This is a genomic window from Thiomicrorhabdus sp. ZW0627 (genome assembly GCF_029767005.1).
In the GTDB taxonomy this organism is placed as follows: Bacteria; Pseudomonadota; Gammaproteobacteria; order Thiomicrospirales; family Thiomicrospiraceae; genus Thiomicrorhabdus.
The window spans coordinates 764,399-782,215 of the sequence record NZ_JARUQR010000001.1 but is presented as its reverse complement, the minus strand read 5'-3'; the positions used below and the strand labels follow the sequence as shown (position 1 = coordinate 782,215).

At 47.8% G+C, this 17,817-nt stretch carries 12 protein-coding genes and 2 tRNA genes; 11 read left to right on the top strand and 3 right to left on the bottom strand.

The window, feature by feature from the left end; all coding sequences use genetic code 11:
• Positions 1-10 precede the first annotated feature (10 nt).
• Complete coding sequence (mutS, locus tag QCB45_RS03730) at positions 11-2,614, bottom strand: DNA mismatch repair protein MutS (RefSeq protein WP_279419341.1); 2,604 nt, start codon at positions 2,612-2,614, stop codon at positions 11-13.
• An 86-nt stretch (positions 2,615-2,700) separates the two neighbouring features.
• On the opposite strand from mutS, the gene QCB45_RS03725 reads away from it, so the two are divergent.
• The 11 genes from QCB45_RS03725 (at position 2,701) to QCB45_RS03675 (ending at position 14,850) form a co-directional block, all read left to right on the top strand.
• Positions 2,701-3,186 carry a CinA family protein gene (locus QCB45_RS03725; RefSeq protein ID WP_279419340.1) on the top strand — a complete coding sequence of 162 codons (486 nt, stop codon included), beginning with the start codon at positions 2,701-2,703 and terminating at the stop codon, positions 3,184-3,186.
• Positions 3,187-3,526: 340 nt separating this feature from the next.
• Entirely contained in the window at positions 3,527-4,567 is a 1,041-nt protein-coding gene (recA, locus tag QCB45_RS03720; RefSeq protein WP_279419337.1) for a recombinase RecA, read from the top strand.
• A 3-nt stretch (positions 4,568-4,570) separates the two neighbouring features.
• Entirely contained in the window at positions 4,571-5,158 is a 588-nt protein-coding gene (locus tag QCB45_RS03715; protein WP_279419335.1) for a regulatory protein RecX, read from the top strand.
• A 55-nt stretch (positions 5,159-5,213) separates the two neighbouring features.
• Positions 5,214-7,805: an alanine--tRNA ligase gene (gene alaS, locus QCB45_RS03710; RefSeq protein WP_279419333.1), complete on the top strand. Its 2,592-nt coding sequence runs from the start codon at positions 5,214-5,216 to the stop codon at positions 7,803-7,805.
• Between the two features lie 17 nt (positions 7,806-7,822).
• Positions 7,823-9,049, top strand: a complete 1,227-nt coding sequence (locus QCB45_RS03705) for an aspartate kinase (protein ID WP_279419330.1) — start codon at positions 7,823-7,825, stop codon at positions 9,047-9,049.
• A 264-nt stretch (positions 9,050-9,313) separates the two neighbouring features.
• Complete coding sequence (locus QCB45_RS03700) at positions 9,314-12,313, top strand: hypothetical protein (protein WP_279419328.1); 3,000 nt, start codon at positions 9,314-9,316, stop codon at positions 12,311-12,313.
• A gap of 176 nt (positions 12,314-12,489) precedes the next feature.
• Positions 12,490-12,678, top strand: a complete 189-nt coding sequence (gene csrA, locus QCB45_RS03695) for a carbon storage regulator CsrA (protein WP_279419326.1) — start codon at positions 12,490-12,492, stop codon at positions 12,676-12,678.
• A gap of 158 nt (positions 12,679-12,836) precedes the next feature.
• Positions 12,837-12,929 (top strand) — tRNA-Ser (locus tag QCB45_RS03690).
• A gap of 80 nt (positions 12,930-13,009) precedes the next feature.
• Positions 13,010-13,086: transfer RNA gene (locus QCB45_RS03685), tRNA-Arg, on the top strand.
• 994 nt (positions 13,087-14,080) lie between these two features.
• Positions 14,081-14,476: a HEPN domain-containing protein gene (locus QCB45_RS03680; protein ID WP_279419325.1), complete on the top strand. Its 396-nt coding sequence runs from the start codon at positions 14,081-14,083 to the stop codon at positions 14,474-14,476.
• Positions 14,455-14,850, top strand: a complete 396-nt coding sequence (locus QCB45_RS03675) for a hypothetical protein (protein ID WP_279419324.1) — start codon at positions 14,455-14,457, stop codon at positions 14,848-14,850. The genes QCB45_RS03680 and QCB45_RS03675 overlap by 22 nt, the downstream gene beginning before the upstream one ends.
• A gap of 251 nt (positions 14,851-15,101) precedes the next feature.
• On the opposite strand, the gene QCB45_RS03670 is transcribed toward QCB45_RS03675, so the two are convergent.
• Positions 15,102-16,193: an ABC transporter ATP-binding protein gene (locus tag QCB45_RS03670; RefSeq protein ID WP_279419323.1), complete on the bottom strand. Its 1,092-nt coding sequence runs from the start codon at positions 16,191-16,193 to the stop codon at positions 15,102-15,104.
• Positions 16,186-17,814 carry an iron ABC transporter permease gene (locus tag QCB45_RS03665; protein WP_279419321.1) on the bottom strand — a complete coding sequence of 543 codons (1,629 nt, stop codon included), beginning with the start codon at positions 17,812-17,814 and terminating at the stop codon, positions 16,186-16,188. Before QCB45_RS03665 ends, QCB45_RS03670 begins: the two co-directional genes overlap by 8 nt.
• Between the last annotated feature and the right edge of the window lie 3 nt (positions 17,815-17,817).

Genomic DNA, 17,817 nt, shown 5'->3' with positions numbered 1-17,817 from the left:
AGGGGTTCAATCAATCTTTAAGTATGGCTTTGAGTTGGTACAGGGCATCCAGAGCCATTCTGGGTGTCATGTCGTTCGGATCGATTTCGTCAAGCGCTTCCCGCAACGCTTCCAGTTTCGGATCCGGTTCGGAATGGCCGAACATGTCGAATTGTTGGATAGTGTCCGCGGCACCGGAACGATCGTCTTGGGCAGTTTGGATCGTCTGGTTTTCCAGATTCGCCAGATGACGTTTAGCGCTTTGAATGACCTTTTGAGGAACGCCTGCCAGTGCAGCTACTTGAAGTCCGTAGCTCTGAGAGGCCGGGCCTTCCTGAACTTGGTGCAGGAACACGATTTTATCCTGGTGCTCGATCGCATCCAGATGGACGTTGACGGTATTGTTGAACTGTTCCGCCAGCGTGGTCAGTTCGAAATAATGGGTGGCGAACAGGCAGAAACCGCGGATATTGTTGGCCATGTGTTCGGCAATCGCCCAAGCCAGAGCCAAACCGTCGAAGGTCGAGGTACCGCGACCGACTTCGTCCATCAGAATCAGCGACTGTTCGCTGGCGTGATGCAGGATGTTGGCGGTTTCGGTCATTTCCACCATGAAGGTCGAACGGCCGGATGTCAGGTCGTCGGATGCGCCGATACGGGTGAATATGCGGTCGATAGGGCCGATCTGTGCCGAGTCGGCCGGTACGAAGCTTCCCATGAACGCCATTAGGGTGATCAAAGCCGTCTGTCGCATGTAGGTGGACTTACCGCCCATGTTCGGACCGGTGATGATCTGCAGTTGCCGTTGTTCGTCGAAATAGGTGTCGTTCGGGATGAACGGCTCGGAAGAGACCGCTTCAACCGTCAGGTGGCGCCCTTTGGAAATAGACAGGCCGGGTTCTTCAGTCAGGACCGGGCGTGTCAAATTAAGCGCCATCGCCTGAGTCGCCAGGTTGACCAATACATCCAATTCAGACAAGGCGCCTGCACTGGATTGCAGGGCTGACAGTGATCCGTTCAGGTTTTCCAGGAGCTGTTGATAAAGCCACTTTTCACGGGTTAACGATTTCTCGCCTGCACTCAGAATCTTGTCTTCAAAGGTTTTCAGTTCCGGAATGATGTAGCGTTCCTGAGCCTTCAATGTCTGGCGGCGTACATATTCCGCCGGAACCTGTTCGGAGTGCACTTTGCTGATTTCAATGTAGTAGCCGTGTACCCGGTTATAACCGACTTTCAGGGTATTGATGCCGGTACGTTCGCGTTCGCGCTGTTCAAGTTGCAGCAGGAAATCGCCAGCTTCGTTTTTCAGGTTGCGCAGTTCGTCGAGCTCGGCATCGTAGCCTTCGGCGATGACGCCTCCGTCACGGATTAGCATTGGCGGATTATCGGTGATGGCACGATCAAGCAGTTCCGCCAACTCGGGATAAGTGGCGATTTTTTCAGCCAGTTTTTGTAACTTTTCAACTTGATGCGAAGCGAGCAAGGTCTGTAAATCCGGCAAGCTGTTCAGGGCGCGGCCAAGTTGCAGCAGATCACGTGGACGTGCGGAATAGAGGGCTACACGGCTCAGGATACGTTCCATGTCACCAATCTGCTTGAGTGATTGGCGCAGCAGTTCGTCGTCTTGCAGGCTGATGATTTCCTCAATGGCGTCCAGACGTCCATTGATAATTTCTTGGTTGCGCAGGGGTTGGTTCAGCCAACGCTTAAGTAAACGGCTTCCCATGGCTGTGGCGGTATGATCTAAAATCGCCGCCAGCGTATTATGGGTGCCTCCGCTCAGGTTGGTGTCGATTTCCAGATTGCGGCGGCTGATGGCGTCGAGTACCAGTGTGTCGTCGGTCTGATAGGTGTTCAGACTCTGGATATGATCTAGCCCGTTCTGCAACATGGTTTTTGCATAGTGCAAGATACCACCTGCAGCAGCGGTGACCGCGGGCTTGGTATCACAGCCGAAAGCGACCAAATCTTGGGTGCCGAAGTGTTCGGTCAGTCGTTTTTTAGAACTTTTGACTTCAAAATGCCATGCCGGGTAACGAACCAGGCCTGCCCGGTTTAGAATCAATTCCGGCAAAGCTTCACGTAATAGATCATCGTCCGGCAGCAATAGTTCGGAAGGTTTGAGACGTTCGATTTCAGCGCTCAGTTGAGTTTGGTTTTCCAGTTGGGTGGCTTCGAAACGGCCGCTGGCAACGTCCAGATAAGCAAGGCCGAACAAATCGTTTGCCTGAGTGATTGCCGCCAATAGGTTTTCGGAACGGTCTTCCAGTAACGCTTCTTCGACCAGCGTACCCGGTGTGATGACGCGCACCACTTTACGTTCCACCGGGCCTTTGCTGTTGTTGGGATCGCCGACCTGTTCACAGATCGCCACCGATTCGCCGAGTTTGACCAGCTTGGCAAGATAACCATCCGCCGAGTGGTGCGGGATGCCGGCCATCGGAATCGGCTGACCGCCGGATTTGCCGCGGGCGGTCAGGGTGATGTCGAGCAGTTCCGCCGCTTTTTTGGCGTCATCGTAAAACAGTTCGTAAAAATCGCCCATACGATAAAACAGCAGATGCGAGGGGTGCTCGGCTTTGATTGCCAGGTATTGCTGCATCATTGGGGTGTGTTGAGTCGATTTTTCAGCCATGTTTTGTTTGCGCGAATTTTAATAATATGTAAAAAAGGGTATGCTAGGGCATATTAGATTGGATAGCAATAATTGGAGTGGCCAATATGGGATTTGAGACCTTGGTTTCTGAAGTTGGAAAGGCGTTGGTGGATAACGATTGCATGGTGGTGACGGCGGAATCTTGTACCGGAGGGATGATTGCTGAGGCATTGACGTCGATCGGAGGCAGTACAGCGTGGTTCGATCGCGCTTACGTTACTTACAGCTACGAATCCAAGAAAGAGATGCTTGGCGTAAATGAAGCGACCATTCAGAAAAAGGGTTCGGTCAGTCAGGAGTGTGTTCAGGAGATGGCACTGAGCGCCTTGCAACAGTCTCATGCCAAAGTCAGCGTGGCTTGTAGCGGGATTGCCGGGCCGGGCGGCGGAACACCGGACAAACCGGTAGGAACTGTATGGGTTGCCTGGGCGTTGCAAGGACATGAAACTGTAGAAACTCAGGTTTTTCTCTTCGACGGCGACCGTCAATCGGTCAGGGAGCAAACGACCGAAGCGGCATTGAAAGGAATCCTCAAGATTTTGCAGGATTGATCGACTCGCCCGGAAAGTGCAGAATCCCTGTTCATAACTCTAGGATTTAATTTTAAATTGTGGGATAATTCTGCGGCTGTTTAGGGAGTAAATCAAACGGCTGTAGCAATCCGTTTTATTCCCATGAACCGGGCGATTAAACCGAGACACCTAAAGCCTTTGTTTAAACGGAAATATGGATTCCGGTTAAACAAGGGCTTTTTATTGATGGGGCATCGGATTTGTGCGTTGACCGTTTTTAACGGGGCCTGTTCGGAAGACAGGTGGACGATGCCTACCCGGACACAAGCCGGATCGACGGAAACGAGCGAATTTAAGCCAATAAAAGGACCGTAAGAAGATGGATGAAAATAAGCAAAAAGCACTGGCCGCCGCTTTAGGTCAAATTGAAAAGCAATTTGGTAAAGGCTCAATCATGCGCATGGGTGACGAAGGTGTTGCCCGTGATATTGAAGCGGTCTCTACGGGTTCTTTGGGATTGGACATGGCGTTGGGTATAGGCGGTTTGCCGAAAGGGCGTATTGTAGAGATTTACGGTCCCGAATCGTCCGGTAAGACAACGTTGACATTGCACGCCATTGCGGAAGCCCAGAAGTTGGGCGGTACCGCAGCATTCGTTGATGCGGAGCATGCGTTGGATCCGATTTACGCAGAAAAATTGGGTGTGGACATCGACAACCTGTTGGTTTCTCAGCCGGATACCGGTGAACAGGCATTGGAAATCACCGATGCGTTGGTTCGTTCGGGCGCGGTCGATATCGTTGTTGTTGACTCGGTTGCCGCGTTGACGCCTAAGGCCGAAATCGAAGGTGATATGGGTGATTCGCACATGGGGCTACAAGCACGTTTGATGTCTCAGGCTCTGCGTAAGCTGACGGCCAACATCAAGCGAACCAACACCTTGGTGATTTTCATCAACCAGATCCGTATGAAGATCGGTGTCATGTTCGGTAGCCCTGAAACCACAACGGGTGGTAACGCGTTGAAATTCTATGCGTCGGTACGTTTGGATATCCGTCGTATCGGTGCCATCAAGAAAGGTGACGAGATTCTGGGTAACGAAACCCGAGTCAAGGTTGTCAAAAATAAGGTGTCGCCGCCATTCAAACAGGTGGAATTCGACATCCTTTACGGCCAGGGGATTTCGCGCGAGGGTGAGATTATCGATTTGGGTGTGAAAGAGAAATTGATCGAGAAATCCGGTTCCTGGTACAGCTACGACGGTCAGAAGATCGGTCAAGGTAAGGACAATGTCCGCCAGTATCTGATCGAGAACCCTGAGATCGCCGAGACCTTGATGGATCAGATTAAAGAAAAGATGATGCCGGCGAAATCCGGCAAAAAAGCCGCTGACGCTGAACTGGAAGCGGCCGCCGAGTAAGATTTGAAAAGCGCGGAAGAGTTCCTTCGGCAGCTCGATCTGCATAGCGGATCGGAGACGGTTCCGGCGAAGCAGGATGTCGATACCGATGCGGATTCGTTTGTTGGCTCGTTGAGCCGACAGATTGAATCCAAGGCGGTTGCTTTGTTGGCGATTCGCGAACACGGTGCCAAGGAATTGAAAGCCAAATTGCTGGCAAAATTTCCCGAAACGTCCGAGTTGCTCGAACAGGCGCAGGAACCACCAGGCCTTTTGAAAACCTTGGTGGATGATGTGATTGAACGTTGCCGGGAAAACAACTGGCAGAGCGACCAACGTTACATCGAACAGGCGGTTTCCAGCTTGATGGAAAAAGGCCAGGGGCCTTTGAAAATCCGTCAGAAATTACAGCAGGCCTGTGACGATTCGTCACAGATCGAGGCCAGTTTGGATTTGGATCCTGAAGATTGGCTGGCGGTGATGCGCGAAGTGTTATTGAAAAAATACGGCGAACTCGACAAACCGCAACAACGCAATGAACAGGCAAAGCGGATGCGCTTCCTACAAAGTCGCGGTTTCCCGGCGGAATGGATCTGGAAAGTCTACCGTTAACGGTTCGAATACGTTTTAAACAGAATTATTTTTATTGAATTAAGGTTTTTACCCTATGACCAGTGCAGAACTTAGAAAGGCTTTTATAGACTTTTTTGTTAAGCAAAACCATACCGCCGTGCACTCCAGCCCGGTTGTTCCTGCCAACGATCCGACCTTGTTGTTCACCAACGCGGGGATGGTGCAGTTCAAAGAGACGTTCCTGGGCCAGGAACAGCGTGAATATAACCGCGCCACGACGGTTCAGCGTTGTATCCGTGCCGGTGGTAAGCACAACGATTTGGAAAACGTCGGTTATACCGCTCGTCACCACACTTTCTTTGAAATGTTGGGTAACTTCAGCTTTGGCGATTACTTTAAGCGTGAGGCCATTCAGTTTGCATGGGAATTTTTGACCAAGGAATTGAAGCTGCCGGAAGAGAAGCTTTGGATCACCGTATTTGAAGAAGATCAGGAAGCGGAAGACATCTGGTTGAAAGAGATGGGTGTCAGTGCCGAACGTTTTTCACGTTGTGGCGCCAAAGACAACTTCTGGTCGATGGGTGATACCGGTCCTTGCGGACCTTGTAGCGAAATTTTCTACGATCACGGTGCGGATGTTGCCGGTGGTCCTCCTGGGTCTCCGGACGAAGACGGTGACCGTTATATCGAAATCTGGAACCTGGTTTTCATGCAGTTCGACCGAGCTGCGGACGGCACCTTGACGCCTCTTCCGAAGCCTTCGGTGGATACCGGTATGGGATTGGAGCGTCTGGCTGCGGTCATGCAGGGTGTGCATAACAACTACAACATCGACTTGTTCCGCGCTTTGGTGAAGAAAGCGAGCGAACTGACCGGTGAAAAAGATATGACGAACAGTTCTCTGCGCGTTATCTCAGATCACATCCGTTCTTGTGCATTCATGATTGCTGACGGTGTTCTGCCTTCAAACGAAGGACGCGGTTATGTATTGCGTCGCATCATTCGCCGCGCGATCCGTCATGGTTACAAGTTAGGCCAGAACAAGCCGTTCTTCCACCAGTTGGTCGGTACCTTGGTCGAGCAGATGGGCGAAGCCTATCCGGAACTGAAAGCGGAAGCGGCGAATGTCGAGCGCGCTTTGAAACTGGAAGAAGAGCGTTTCGCCGAGACGTTGGAAAACGGTATGAAGCAGTTGGAAGATTACGTCGCCGAGATGGACGGTACCGTGATCGAAGGCGATATGGCGTTCAAACTGTATGACACCTTCGGTTTCCCGGTTGATTTGACGGCGGACGTAGCGCGTGAAAAAGGCCTGACGGTAGACGAAGAAGGTTTTGCTAAAGCAATGGAAGAGCAGCGTGAGCGTGCGCGCTCCGCGAGCAGTTTTGCCGGTAGTGCCCAGACTCGCATCGACTTTGATGGTGAGACACAGTTTGTTGGTTACGACCGTGATGAAGCGGATGCCAAGATCCTGGCGATTTTCGTAGAAGGCGAGCAGGTTGAATCGGTTAACGAGGGAACAGAAGCCATCGTAATTCTAGGCAGCACGCCTTTCTATGCGGAGTCCGGTGGTCAGGTCGGTGACAGCGGAAGTTTGACCGAAGGGATGAACAGTTTCCATGTCAACGATACCCACAAACAAGGTAAATTGTTCTTGCATCACGGTAAGGTGACTGCGGGTACGATTCACGCCGGTCAAGAAATCCATGCAAAAATCAATATCGCGGATCGTCGTGCCAGCGAGAAGAACCACTCGGCCACGCACTTGTTGCATGCGGCTTTGCGTTCGGTTCTAGGTACGCACGTTCAGCAGAAAGGATCTTTGGTTAAGCCGGATCGTCTGCGTTTCGACTTCTCTCATTTCGAACCGATTTCCGGCACTCAGTTGCGCGAGATTGAGAAACTGGTCAACCACAACATCATGTTGAACGAACCGGTTGGTATGAACGAGATGGATATCGAGTCCGCTAAAGCGAAAGGGGCGATGGCTCTGTTCGGCGAGAAGTACGGCGATGTCGTACGTGTTGTCGATATGGGTGACTTCTCTGTTGAGCTTTGCGGTGGAACGCATGTCAACTCTGTTGGTGAAATCGGTCCGTTCCGCATTGTGTCGGAAAGTGGTATCGCTTCCGGTGTACGTCGTATCGAAGCTGCGACGGGTGAGCAGGCCTGGTCAATGATCTATGACGAAGACGCGCGTTTGGAACAGATTGCCGATGCGGTGAAGTCCGATAAGAATCTTGTGGCGGAAAAAGTCGCTCAGATGGTAGCCGATTATAAGAGCCTGGAAAAAGAGCTTAAGCAGCTCCAAGGCAAGTTAGCGGCTTCTCAGGGGGATGATCTTGCAGGCCAGGCGGTTGAGATTTCTGGCGTGAATGTATTGGCAGCCAAGATGGAAGGTGCCGATACCAACACCTTGCGTGAGACGTTGGATAAACTGAAAGATAAGTTGGAACCGGCCGTTATCCTACTGTCCGCAGTGGATGGCGAAAAAGTGACTTTGGTTGCGGGTGTGAGCAAAACCGCAACCGATCGCTTTAAAGCGGGTGAACTCGTCAACTTTGTGGCACAGCAAGTTGGCGGAAAGGGTGGTGGTCGTCCTGATATGGCGCAAGCCGGCGGTAAAGACCCAAGTAATCTAGATAAAGCACTTGCCTCGGTCCATGGCTGGGTAGAGTCGAAATAAGAAGAAAATAGAAAATAATGGCATTGATTGTTCAAAAATATGGCGGTACGTCGGTTGGGAATATCGAACGTATCCAGAACGTAGCGAATAAGGTCGCTAAATTTGTCGATGAAGGTCATCAGGTTGTGGTTGCGGTTTCCGCCATGAGTGGTGAAACCAACCGTTTGACGGCCATGGCTCAGGAAATCCAGACTCGCCCTTCCAAGCGCGAGATGGATGTACTGTTGACGACCGGTGAACAGGTTACGATTGCGTTGCTAAGCATGGCTTTGCAGGAGAAAGGGTATCCGGCAATCTCTTATACGGGATGGCAGGTTCCGATTAAAACGGATGACGTTCACAGCAAAGCGCGTATCGAGGAAATCGATTCGGAGAAAATCTTTGGGCAATTGAACGAAGGTAAGGTCGTTGTAGTTGCCGGTTTCCAAGGTGTGACACCGGACGGTGATATCACCACCTTGGGTCGAGGTGGTTCCGATACCACAGCAGTGGCTCTGGCTGCGGCCTTGAATGCCGATGAATGTCAGATCTACACCGACGTAGACGGTGTCTATACGACCGATCCTCGTGTGGTTCCGGAAGCGAAGCGTCTGGATCATATTACGTTTGACGAAATGTTGGAAATGGCCAGTTTGGGTGCCAAGGTCCTGCAGATCCGTTCGGTGGAATTCGCCAGCAAATATAATGTACCGTTGCGCGTGTTGTCCTCTATGCAGGACGGCGGTGGAACGCTTATTACTTCAGAAGAGAATTTTAAGGAAAACGAGATGGAAAAACCTCTGATCTCCGGTATCGCGTTCAGCCGCGATGAAGCGAAGTTGATGATTTTGGGTGTACCAGATAAGCCGGGTGTTGCTTACCAGATTCTTGGACCGATTTCGGATGCGAACATCGAAATCGATATGATTATTCAGAACCAGGGTGTCGACGGTACCACCGACTTTACTTTTACGGTTGCCAGAGGGGATTTGCCTGCGGCGTTGGAGATTCTTCAGAGTACTGCGAACAAACTGGGTGCCCGAGAAGTGCTTTCTGACGATTCGATCGTCAAGATTTCGATGGTAGGTGTAGGAATGAAGTCACATTCCGGAATCGCCAGTCAGATGTTCAAGACGTTGGCTGATAACAACATCAACATCCAGATGATCGGTACGACCGAAATCAAGATTTCTGTGATTATCGATGAAGAGTATCTTGAATTGGCGGTTCAGTCGTTGCACGAAGCTTTCGAACTGGATAAATAAAGTCGATTTCAGATAGAAAAAAGAACCCGCCTTGAGCGGGTTTTTTTATGTCTGGAAGAATTGAATCGATAAGTGTTAACGGATGCTAAAGAGATTAAGAATACAAATAAAACAAATCTTTATTACTATTTCATCGATTGATTAACGTCGTTTATGATTTTAGTGTTTTCTAATAAGTATAAATAATTACAAAAATTGTGGTTATGGTGTTTTAATGATTAACGAAGAGGGGTTACTTTTATATTCTTAGGAAAGGGGGATGATATGGAAAGTTCGATCGCTCGTTGGAAATGCAAAAAATTATCTGTTCTAGCCGGAATAGGATTGATGGCTGGAACAATGTTCGCACTTTCTGGTTGCAGTAGTGGGGGAGGAGATGGAATACCCGAAACATGTAATGTTCCACAAGAAGCTTCTCTAACGACGGCGGTCAGAATCGGGGGGGCGACTTCTTCCGTAAAAACCTTCAGTGATGCGGGTACTGAATGGACGGTGTTTAACCTTGCTAATGAGTTGAAAGTAACACAGGTCGGTACGACTAAAAGTGCCGAATACAGTATTAAAGTTGGTGGTTTTATCAAGGATATTGAGCTTGTTACGGAAGGTGGTAACCGATATGCCTTGTTGGCAATGGGAGATGAAGGAATCTCGGTTGTGAATATTACCGATCCCACAAACCTTGCTTTAACCACTTCTGTAAAAGTGAATTATGAACAGACAGGAATTACCTGGACAGAAGGGGGCGGAGACATTGTTCCCGACAATACCATTTCGACCACCCGCGCACCTATCAGTTCTTTGGCAGTCTATGATGACGGAGATATCAATACGCCATTGGAATTGATTATTGGTGATGAAGGATATGGATTACATAAGACGGCGTTGAGTAATCTGTTTGATGGGGTAAACGGCCGTGAGGCGGATGGCACCTTGAAGATCGACTCAGAGGTCTATACTTTGCAGTATGCCGGTGAGAACCCTTGGGGCGGCCCAAAAAGTTTAACTCTATTCGGTTCTGGAACGGGGCAGAGATTGTTTGTTGCACAGGGTTATTTGGGCGTGGGGATTTATGACCCCGCTACCTTGAAAAAAGTCGGGCAATACAATCTATATACCGACGAAACAGGAAATAACGGAGGTGAAGACTGGTTTATCAATATGAAGGTATCCAATGAAGTTCAAGGGACTTCCTATGTGGATGCGTGTACCGGCATGCCGAATTACAGTCAGGCCAATTATGAAATCCAGCAGGTCTGGCACAACAAGGTTGATGCGCCAACACCATGGGCGGATTTCGATCGTTACGGAAAGTATTACTATGATGCCCGTAAAGTGGCGGTTCAAACCTATACGGGAACAGGGCCAGACAAGACCATTGCATACATCGCATATGGATTGGCTGGTATGGTGGCCATAGATGTCACCGGTTATGAGAATTCAGGCGCGCGCGATAGCGTGTGTAGTGCCAATCTTGATAATACCAAGCCATTCCTTGAAGGAACCTATTTGGGGTATGCGCCTGCCGTTCCGGCACATGGGCCGGATGATCCAACCGGAGAGGAATCTAAGAGCTTGTTCCCGTATTTTGGTGCGGGGATGCTTAAAGAAGCCGGTATGGTTGATGTCAAAGTGGATGCTGCTAATAATCAAGTCTATTTCTCCGATCATTTCGCCGGATTAATGGTGATGGGTAATGCCGACAATCCAAGCCAGTGGCACGGCGTTAAGGGTGCCGGAGCCTATAATAATGACACGGATGGAACCTTAGGAAACCACTGGCCGGATTATGAGTTCGTGACTTCATATGACATGACTCCGATTCCGGAAGGTGAAGAAGAGATTCCAACCTATATTCACGAATCCCCTGTTTTGCTGGCGACAGGAGAGGTAAGTGGGCACGGTAACAGCTTTACCTTGACGAACGCTTTTGATTCTTCTGCGAGTGGATCGGTTGACGTAGCGCTTACCGCGGGCGGAGGCGGTTTGAATTTTATCGACATCGATTTTTCTGCCGATCCTAAGTATGCCGTGAAAGTGCATTTCGCCACCACCAATGAAATTGGTGCCGCAGCAGATGGCACGGCGACGCAAGAAATCAATATCGGTCACTCTGAAGGGGTCGATGCTTATGGAAATCTGTTGTTCTTGGCGGATGGGCCTCATGGTATGTCGGTCTGGAAAATAGCGGATGATGAGTGTAATGCAATCGATGATGTTCATTTGGTTGCCAATACCTTGCAAGATGAATATCCGGTTACCATTGGTACGGAAACGATTCAACCTACTCCGCACGCTTATGATGCGGTTGTGGACAGTGCTAACAAGTCTGTATTGGTCATGTCACAAAGTAAAGGGGTTCGTCGTGTCGATACTTCTGTAGAAGGTATAGTCGGTTCTCCTGTTCTGCTTTATCCTAAGCCAACGGATATCTTTGAGCACAATACCGATGGCGGAAACGTGGCCGGCCTGTCGATGCAAGACCATGCTTATGGCGTTGCGTTAAAGGGTAACTTGGCTTTCACGGCCGATGGTAGTAACGGGTTGACTGTTTACGATCTGAGTAAGGATCCGACGTATCCGGCGAGTGGTTACGTGGTTGGAAATATCGGTGGCGATACCGTATCTCAGCCTCCACTTGGTCAAGCTTCGAGTGTTGCGTTATGGGATGATTCCGAGGCTGGAAAATCCTATGCGTTTGTAGCAGCAGGAAGTAGAGGGGTAGGTGTTGTTGATGTCACCGATCCGGCGAACATGTCTTTGATAAAAGTCTTTGAGCCGAAAAAAGTGGAAGACGATTCAGTCGGTAAAGCGGATGGTAAAAGCGTTGTTGTGAAATTGGTAGGCGACTATGCAATTTTCACCTATGACAGCTTTGGTGTGGTGGAGTACAGAATTTCAGATCTGATTGCTCCCCTTCCTTTAGGTGTGACGGACCCTACCAAAATTTGGAAGAAGAATAATTATGACTTTAGACCGGACGTGACCGCTCGCTTTAAACTTCAAGATCCTACCTTCTTTGGTAGCGCTGAATTATCTGAACTGAACGGTGGTTCAGCAGGTATGGATATTGTTCAGGTTGATGGCAAGACATTGGTCTATGTCGCTTATGGTGACGCAGGTGTCATCAAAATAGACTGGACCATTCCTACGGCACCAGTATTAATGCAACATATTAATACCGTTGGTTCAGCTTTGGATGTTGTTGTGATCAATGGCCGTGCCTATGTTGCGGATAGTGGGGGCGGATTGACATTAATTAAATAGAGAATGGAGAAGCGGCCTCCTTTTAAGCTCATAAAAGGAGGTCATTAAAAAAATCTATCGAGGATGTTAAGGTTTTGTTATATTAGTAAAATCTTATATGCATTAATTGATTTAATCAATTATACTGACTCTATATATGGCATACACTGAAGTTGCATTAATATTGTGAGATTTATATGTTAGTTTTAACAAGAAAAGAGGGCGAGTCTCTTGTCATTGATGAAGATATTACTTTGACGGTGCTAGCGGTAAAAGGTGGGCAGGTACGTATTGGTATCAAAGCGCCCAAAGATGTGCCGATACATCGACAGGAAATATTGAATGACAAAGAGAACAAAGCAAAAGAAAATGAATCCGGTTCTTAAGGAATTTAGAACCGCATTCTAAAACAGGCCATGGTTCAGGCCGTTTTTCATTCCTGTATTTGAACCGACTGATGATCCATCCTTTAAAAAAAATACAGAAAGTCCCCAGTATAGGTTTACAAGCCCGCTTATAACTTGTATTATACGCGCCTGAAATAGGAGACGTGGCCGAGAGGCTGAAGGCGCTCCCCTGCTAAGGGAGTATGGGGTTTGTAGCTCCATCGAGGGTTCGAATCCCTCCGTCTCCGCCATTTCAAACTTAGAAAAAAATTAGTGAAAAGTTTTCTTGACAGTTTTATTAAAACTCCCTAGAATACGCCTCACTTTCAAAGCGCCCGTAGCTCAATTGGATAGAGTACTCGGCTACGAACCGAGCGGTTAGGGGTTCGACTCCCTTCGGGCGCGCCATTATTCCAAAGCCTTGTAAATCAAGCAGTTAGCGAAGATTTACAGGGCTTTTTTATTGCCTAAAATAAGCCAAATTTCCTGATTTTCCCACCAAACAATCCGGCAATAAGGAGGTTTTCCACCAGGTTTTGGTGTGAAAAGTTGCGTAATTCATTGATATTTAAGGAGTGACTACTAGGTTGCAAACCGAGTGTTTATATTGTCTATCTTTGAGTTGGCCATTGCATGAAGTGGTTACAATTATTTGCTAGCGTTGTAGGTTGTCATAAGCAGTTAACGGTTCTAGGAATACAGCTCATTGAAACCAAGCCTAATAAATCAAAAGAATTATTCCTAACTTTGGGATATAGTCGTTTTTAAAATCTATTCGCAGAAATGATGGAGGATGCCTTTTGGGAAAAAGTGAATTGGTATCGGTTTAGCAAAGTTTCAAATATTTTCTTTGTATATACGGAGCTATTGGCTTATCAACCATTTAAAGGTGTACTTGAATCTATAAAAAATCAACGTCCCCTGTGGAGTACATAGTTGGTAAGTTACTTTTTAAATTTATACGAAATATTCTTGCCCATTTTCCTGTGTTTGAAACTTGGGATGATGTTTGGGTAAGTCAAGAATTGTTAAATTGGAAAACAGAAGGCCTTACTGCCGATCGTTTTATGAAAAATTATGCTGGTCTAAAGAAGTGAAATATAGATTTTGGGAGCAGGAAAAGAAAATAATGACTTATATAAGTATTAGATTCCCAAATGAGTATAGTGATAGCAAGATATACCTAAAAGATATTTTTACAGAAAAAGATGGTGTAAGGTTTTGTTTAATTATGATGCGACAAATACTTGATACGCGAGGGGCGTTCCTTCATCAGGAGAAAGAGTAATATAGCGCTATTTATTGTAAGTTAGTGCTTCTGATGAGTTATATAGATATCATGTGGCTTTAGATTCAAATATCAGAGTTTAATGAGGATTGTATGTTAGCTAAGAATGATCTCATGACATTAGCACAGGCGCGTATTGATGATGCAGTGGTACTGTGTAACGCGGGTAAGTATTCTTCTGCTTATTACCTAGCGGGCTATGCAATAGAGTTAGCAATAAAAGCATGTATTTCTGATTTGTTTCAAACCGGAGTTATCCCGGATAAAGGCCTTGTTAATGCAACTTATGTGCATGATATAGAAAAGTTAGTGAATACTGCAGGTTTAAAGCCTGTTTTGCAGCAAAAATTGAGAGATGACCCTGAGTTTGCTGCATACTGGGGTATTGCTAGTCAGTGGAATGAACAAAGTCGATATAGTGTTACGGATCCAGTAACTGCCACACACTTAATAGTGTCCATTAATGACCCTGAACATGGAGTATTACAATGGCTGAAACAGCACTGGTAGAAAGTATAGTTGAAGATTCGATTGAGCTTATAAAAGAGCTTGATAATGGGGTGTATAAGCCTTCAAAAGTAATTTGGTATTACTATGATGATGTCAATTCTTGGCGCCTGATAATTGTAAATAACGAAATAGATAAACTTCTACCTAAAGAAGAGCCAAGAGCCTATAAAGTAATTGCTGAAGCCATAAATAAAAGGAATTTGTCATCACTTTCGATATCAGAAATTAAACTGATGAAAAGTGATAATCCTTTAATCGAAACTTTAAACTTTTTAGTGAAAACTGGACCGGACGGTTTTATCAAAGCAACCTTTACTGATACAACTATAAATGGGATTTTCATTAAAGATATGGTTATTCTGCGTTCCGCATAAAAGGTAAGTTGGATAGAGGTCAGAACTTTCCCACAAGGTCTATTGTAAACCGCGTATAAACAAGGCTAAATAGGAGGTGTTTTGTGGGAAAGTGTACAATAACCTATTGAGTTTAAATGATTGTTTTATTGGCTACGAACCGAGCGGTTAGGGGTTCGACTCCCTTCGGGCGCGCCATTATTCCAAACCCCCGTCACATGCGGCTTTCAGCCAAAATGGACGGGGGTTTTTTATTGCCTGAAATAAAGTCGCTAATTGCTTTCCATTAGCGTGGCGAACGCAGTGCTCATCTCCGACTCTTGTTGTAACGGGAACACGATGGCGTGATCCATTTCCAGTTCTACGCCGATTTTGGAGCCAACCGGATGGTCGTGATGGGAATGACTCATACAGAGGACCTTTTCTCCGTCCGGTAGTTTGAGTGTAAATAGGAAGTGTGATCCTCTAAAAGCACGGTTTGTCACTTCCAGTTTCCATTCACTGTCGTCGTTATGGCGAATATCATCCGGGCGCACAAGTACCGAAACTTTGTCTCCAATCGTTGCACCGAATGGCAAGCTGGCTTTGAGTAATCCGAGCTCGGTAAGCACTTGATGGCAGTCGCATACGGTTCCTTGAATCAAGGCGCCTTGTCCGATGAAGTCTGCAATGAACGGATGCGCCGGTTGGTGGTAAATGTTGTAAGGCGTATCCCATTGCAGCAACTTGCCGTCTTTCATGACGCCAACCGAATCGGCGATTGCGAAAGCTTCGTTTTGGTTGTGAGTGACCATCAGGGCGGTGATGCCTTCGGTTTTAAGGATCGACCGGACCTCACGGGCTAATGATTCCCGTAATTCGACATCCAGACCTGAAAACGGCTCATCCAGCAATAGAATGCCTGGCTTGGGTGCCAAGGCCCTGGCTAATGCGACACGTTGCTGTTGTCCGCCGGATAGCTCATGGGGATAACGCTTGTTGAAACCGGCTAGCCCGATGAGTTCCAGCAGTTGATTGATTCGCTGTTTGCGTTCTTTTCGATTGAGTTTTGAAATGCCGAATGCAATGTTCTTTTCGATAGTCATGTGGGGAAAGAGGGCATAATCCTGAAATACCACGCCGATATTGCGTTGCTCGGCCTCGAGCTGAACATCCTTGGATGAAATGAGTTTATCGCCCAGATAGATTTCGCCATCCTGGACGGGGTGAAGCCCGGCGATGCACATCAACAGGGTGGTTTTTCCGCAGCCGCTCGGTCCTAATAAACAACCGATTTCCCCTTCTTTTAGATTCAGGTCGATACGGTTAAGCACTTGGTTTTCCTGGTGACCGCTTATGATTTGATGGACTGTGAGTTTAGACATGACTTTTTCCAATAGCTTTACTCAAAAGGATGACGGGTATCAGGCCGGTCAAAACGATTAACAAGGCGGGCAGGCCTGCGTCTGCCAGACGTTCGTCCGAAGCCATCTCATAGGCTTTGACGGAGAGTGTGTTGAAATTGAAGGGCCTGAGAATGAGAGTGGTTGGTAATTCTTTAAGCACCTCAACAAAAACCAGCAAAAAAGCGACAAGTAAGCTGCGGTTGAGCAGAGGGAGATGGATTTTTAACAGTATCGTCCATCGGTTGGCGCCAAGGGTGCGTGCTGAATCGTCCATGGAGGGTTTGATTTGTTTTAGCCCTGATTCAACCGTTTGCAATGAAATGGAAAGAAAGCGGAAGGTATAGGCGAATACCAAGGCAAACAGCGTACCGGAAAGTAGCAGGCCTGTTGAGATGTTGAATGTATTGCGCATCCATGAGTCAAGTGTGTTGTCGAGCCAGGCAAAAGGGATCATGACGGCAACGGCGATGACGGTTCCCGGAATGGCGTAACCGAGTGTCACAATGCGTTTAGAGAGCCGGGTCGTACGGCTGTTGTGGATGCGTTGGACATAAGCCAACAGCAGTGCGATGGACGCTGCGACAATGGCGGTGATTGCGGCCAGATGGAAACTGTTCCAAATCAGTGTCAGGAATTCGGAATTGAAACCGGTTTCGGCATTTTGAATTGACCAGGTCAGCAGTTGTGTTGCCGGAATTAAAAATCCGAAAGCGACTGGAATCAGACAAACCATAAATGCCAAGCCGCTTTTGTGACCGGATAGCTTTGTGGCCGGTAGGGAAGCACTTTTTGTCCCTTGGGCAAAATATTCGGCTTTTTTTCTGGACCAGAGTTCGATAGCGATCAGGATAGAAACAAAGGCCAGAAGAAGCAGAGCGAGTTGGGCGGTGGTCGTAGTATCACCAAACCCTGTCCAGGTGCGATAGATACCTGTAGTGAAGGTTGGCACGCCAAAGTATTGTACGGTTCCGAAATCAGCAAGGGTTTCCATCAGGGCAAGTGTCACACCGGCTACGACGGCAGGGCGAGCCATTGGAAGGGCAATCACGAAAAACCGTCGGTAAGGTCCTGCGCCAAGTGTTCGGCTGGCGTTCATGATCTGCTGGGTGTTGCCTGAAAACGCCGTTCTGGCCAGCAGGTACACGTAGGGATAAAGTACGAGTGAGAGCATGACGATTGCGCCTTGCAAAGAGCGGACTTCAGGGAACCATGCATTGACCGTTTGTGGGTCGAAAAAAGCGCGTAAGGTGCTTTGAACCGGGCCTTCGAATTCCAGCAGGCCTGTGTATGTATAAGCGATGATGTAAGCGGGCATTGCCAAAGGTAAAAGCAGAGCCCAATGAAGTATTTTTTTTCCGAAGAAGTCGTGTTGGCTGATCAACCACGCTGAAGAAACGCCTAGAGTCAGGCTTCCTATTGTGACGCCAAACATGAGCCATAGGGAATTGATTATGTATTCCGGCAACAAGGTATCTACCAGGTGAAGCCAGTTCTCATTACCCGGTTCAAATAAAAAGCTGACCAGCACCCATAAGGGTGTGGTCAGCAGAAGGGTTGTAGTAACTGCGATTACGACCCATTTGTTATAGCGCGTTGTCATCTA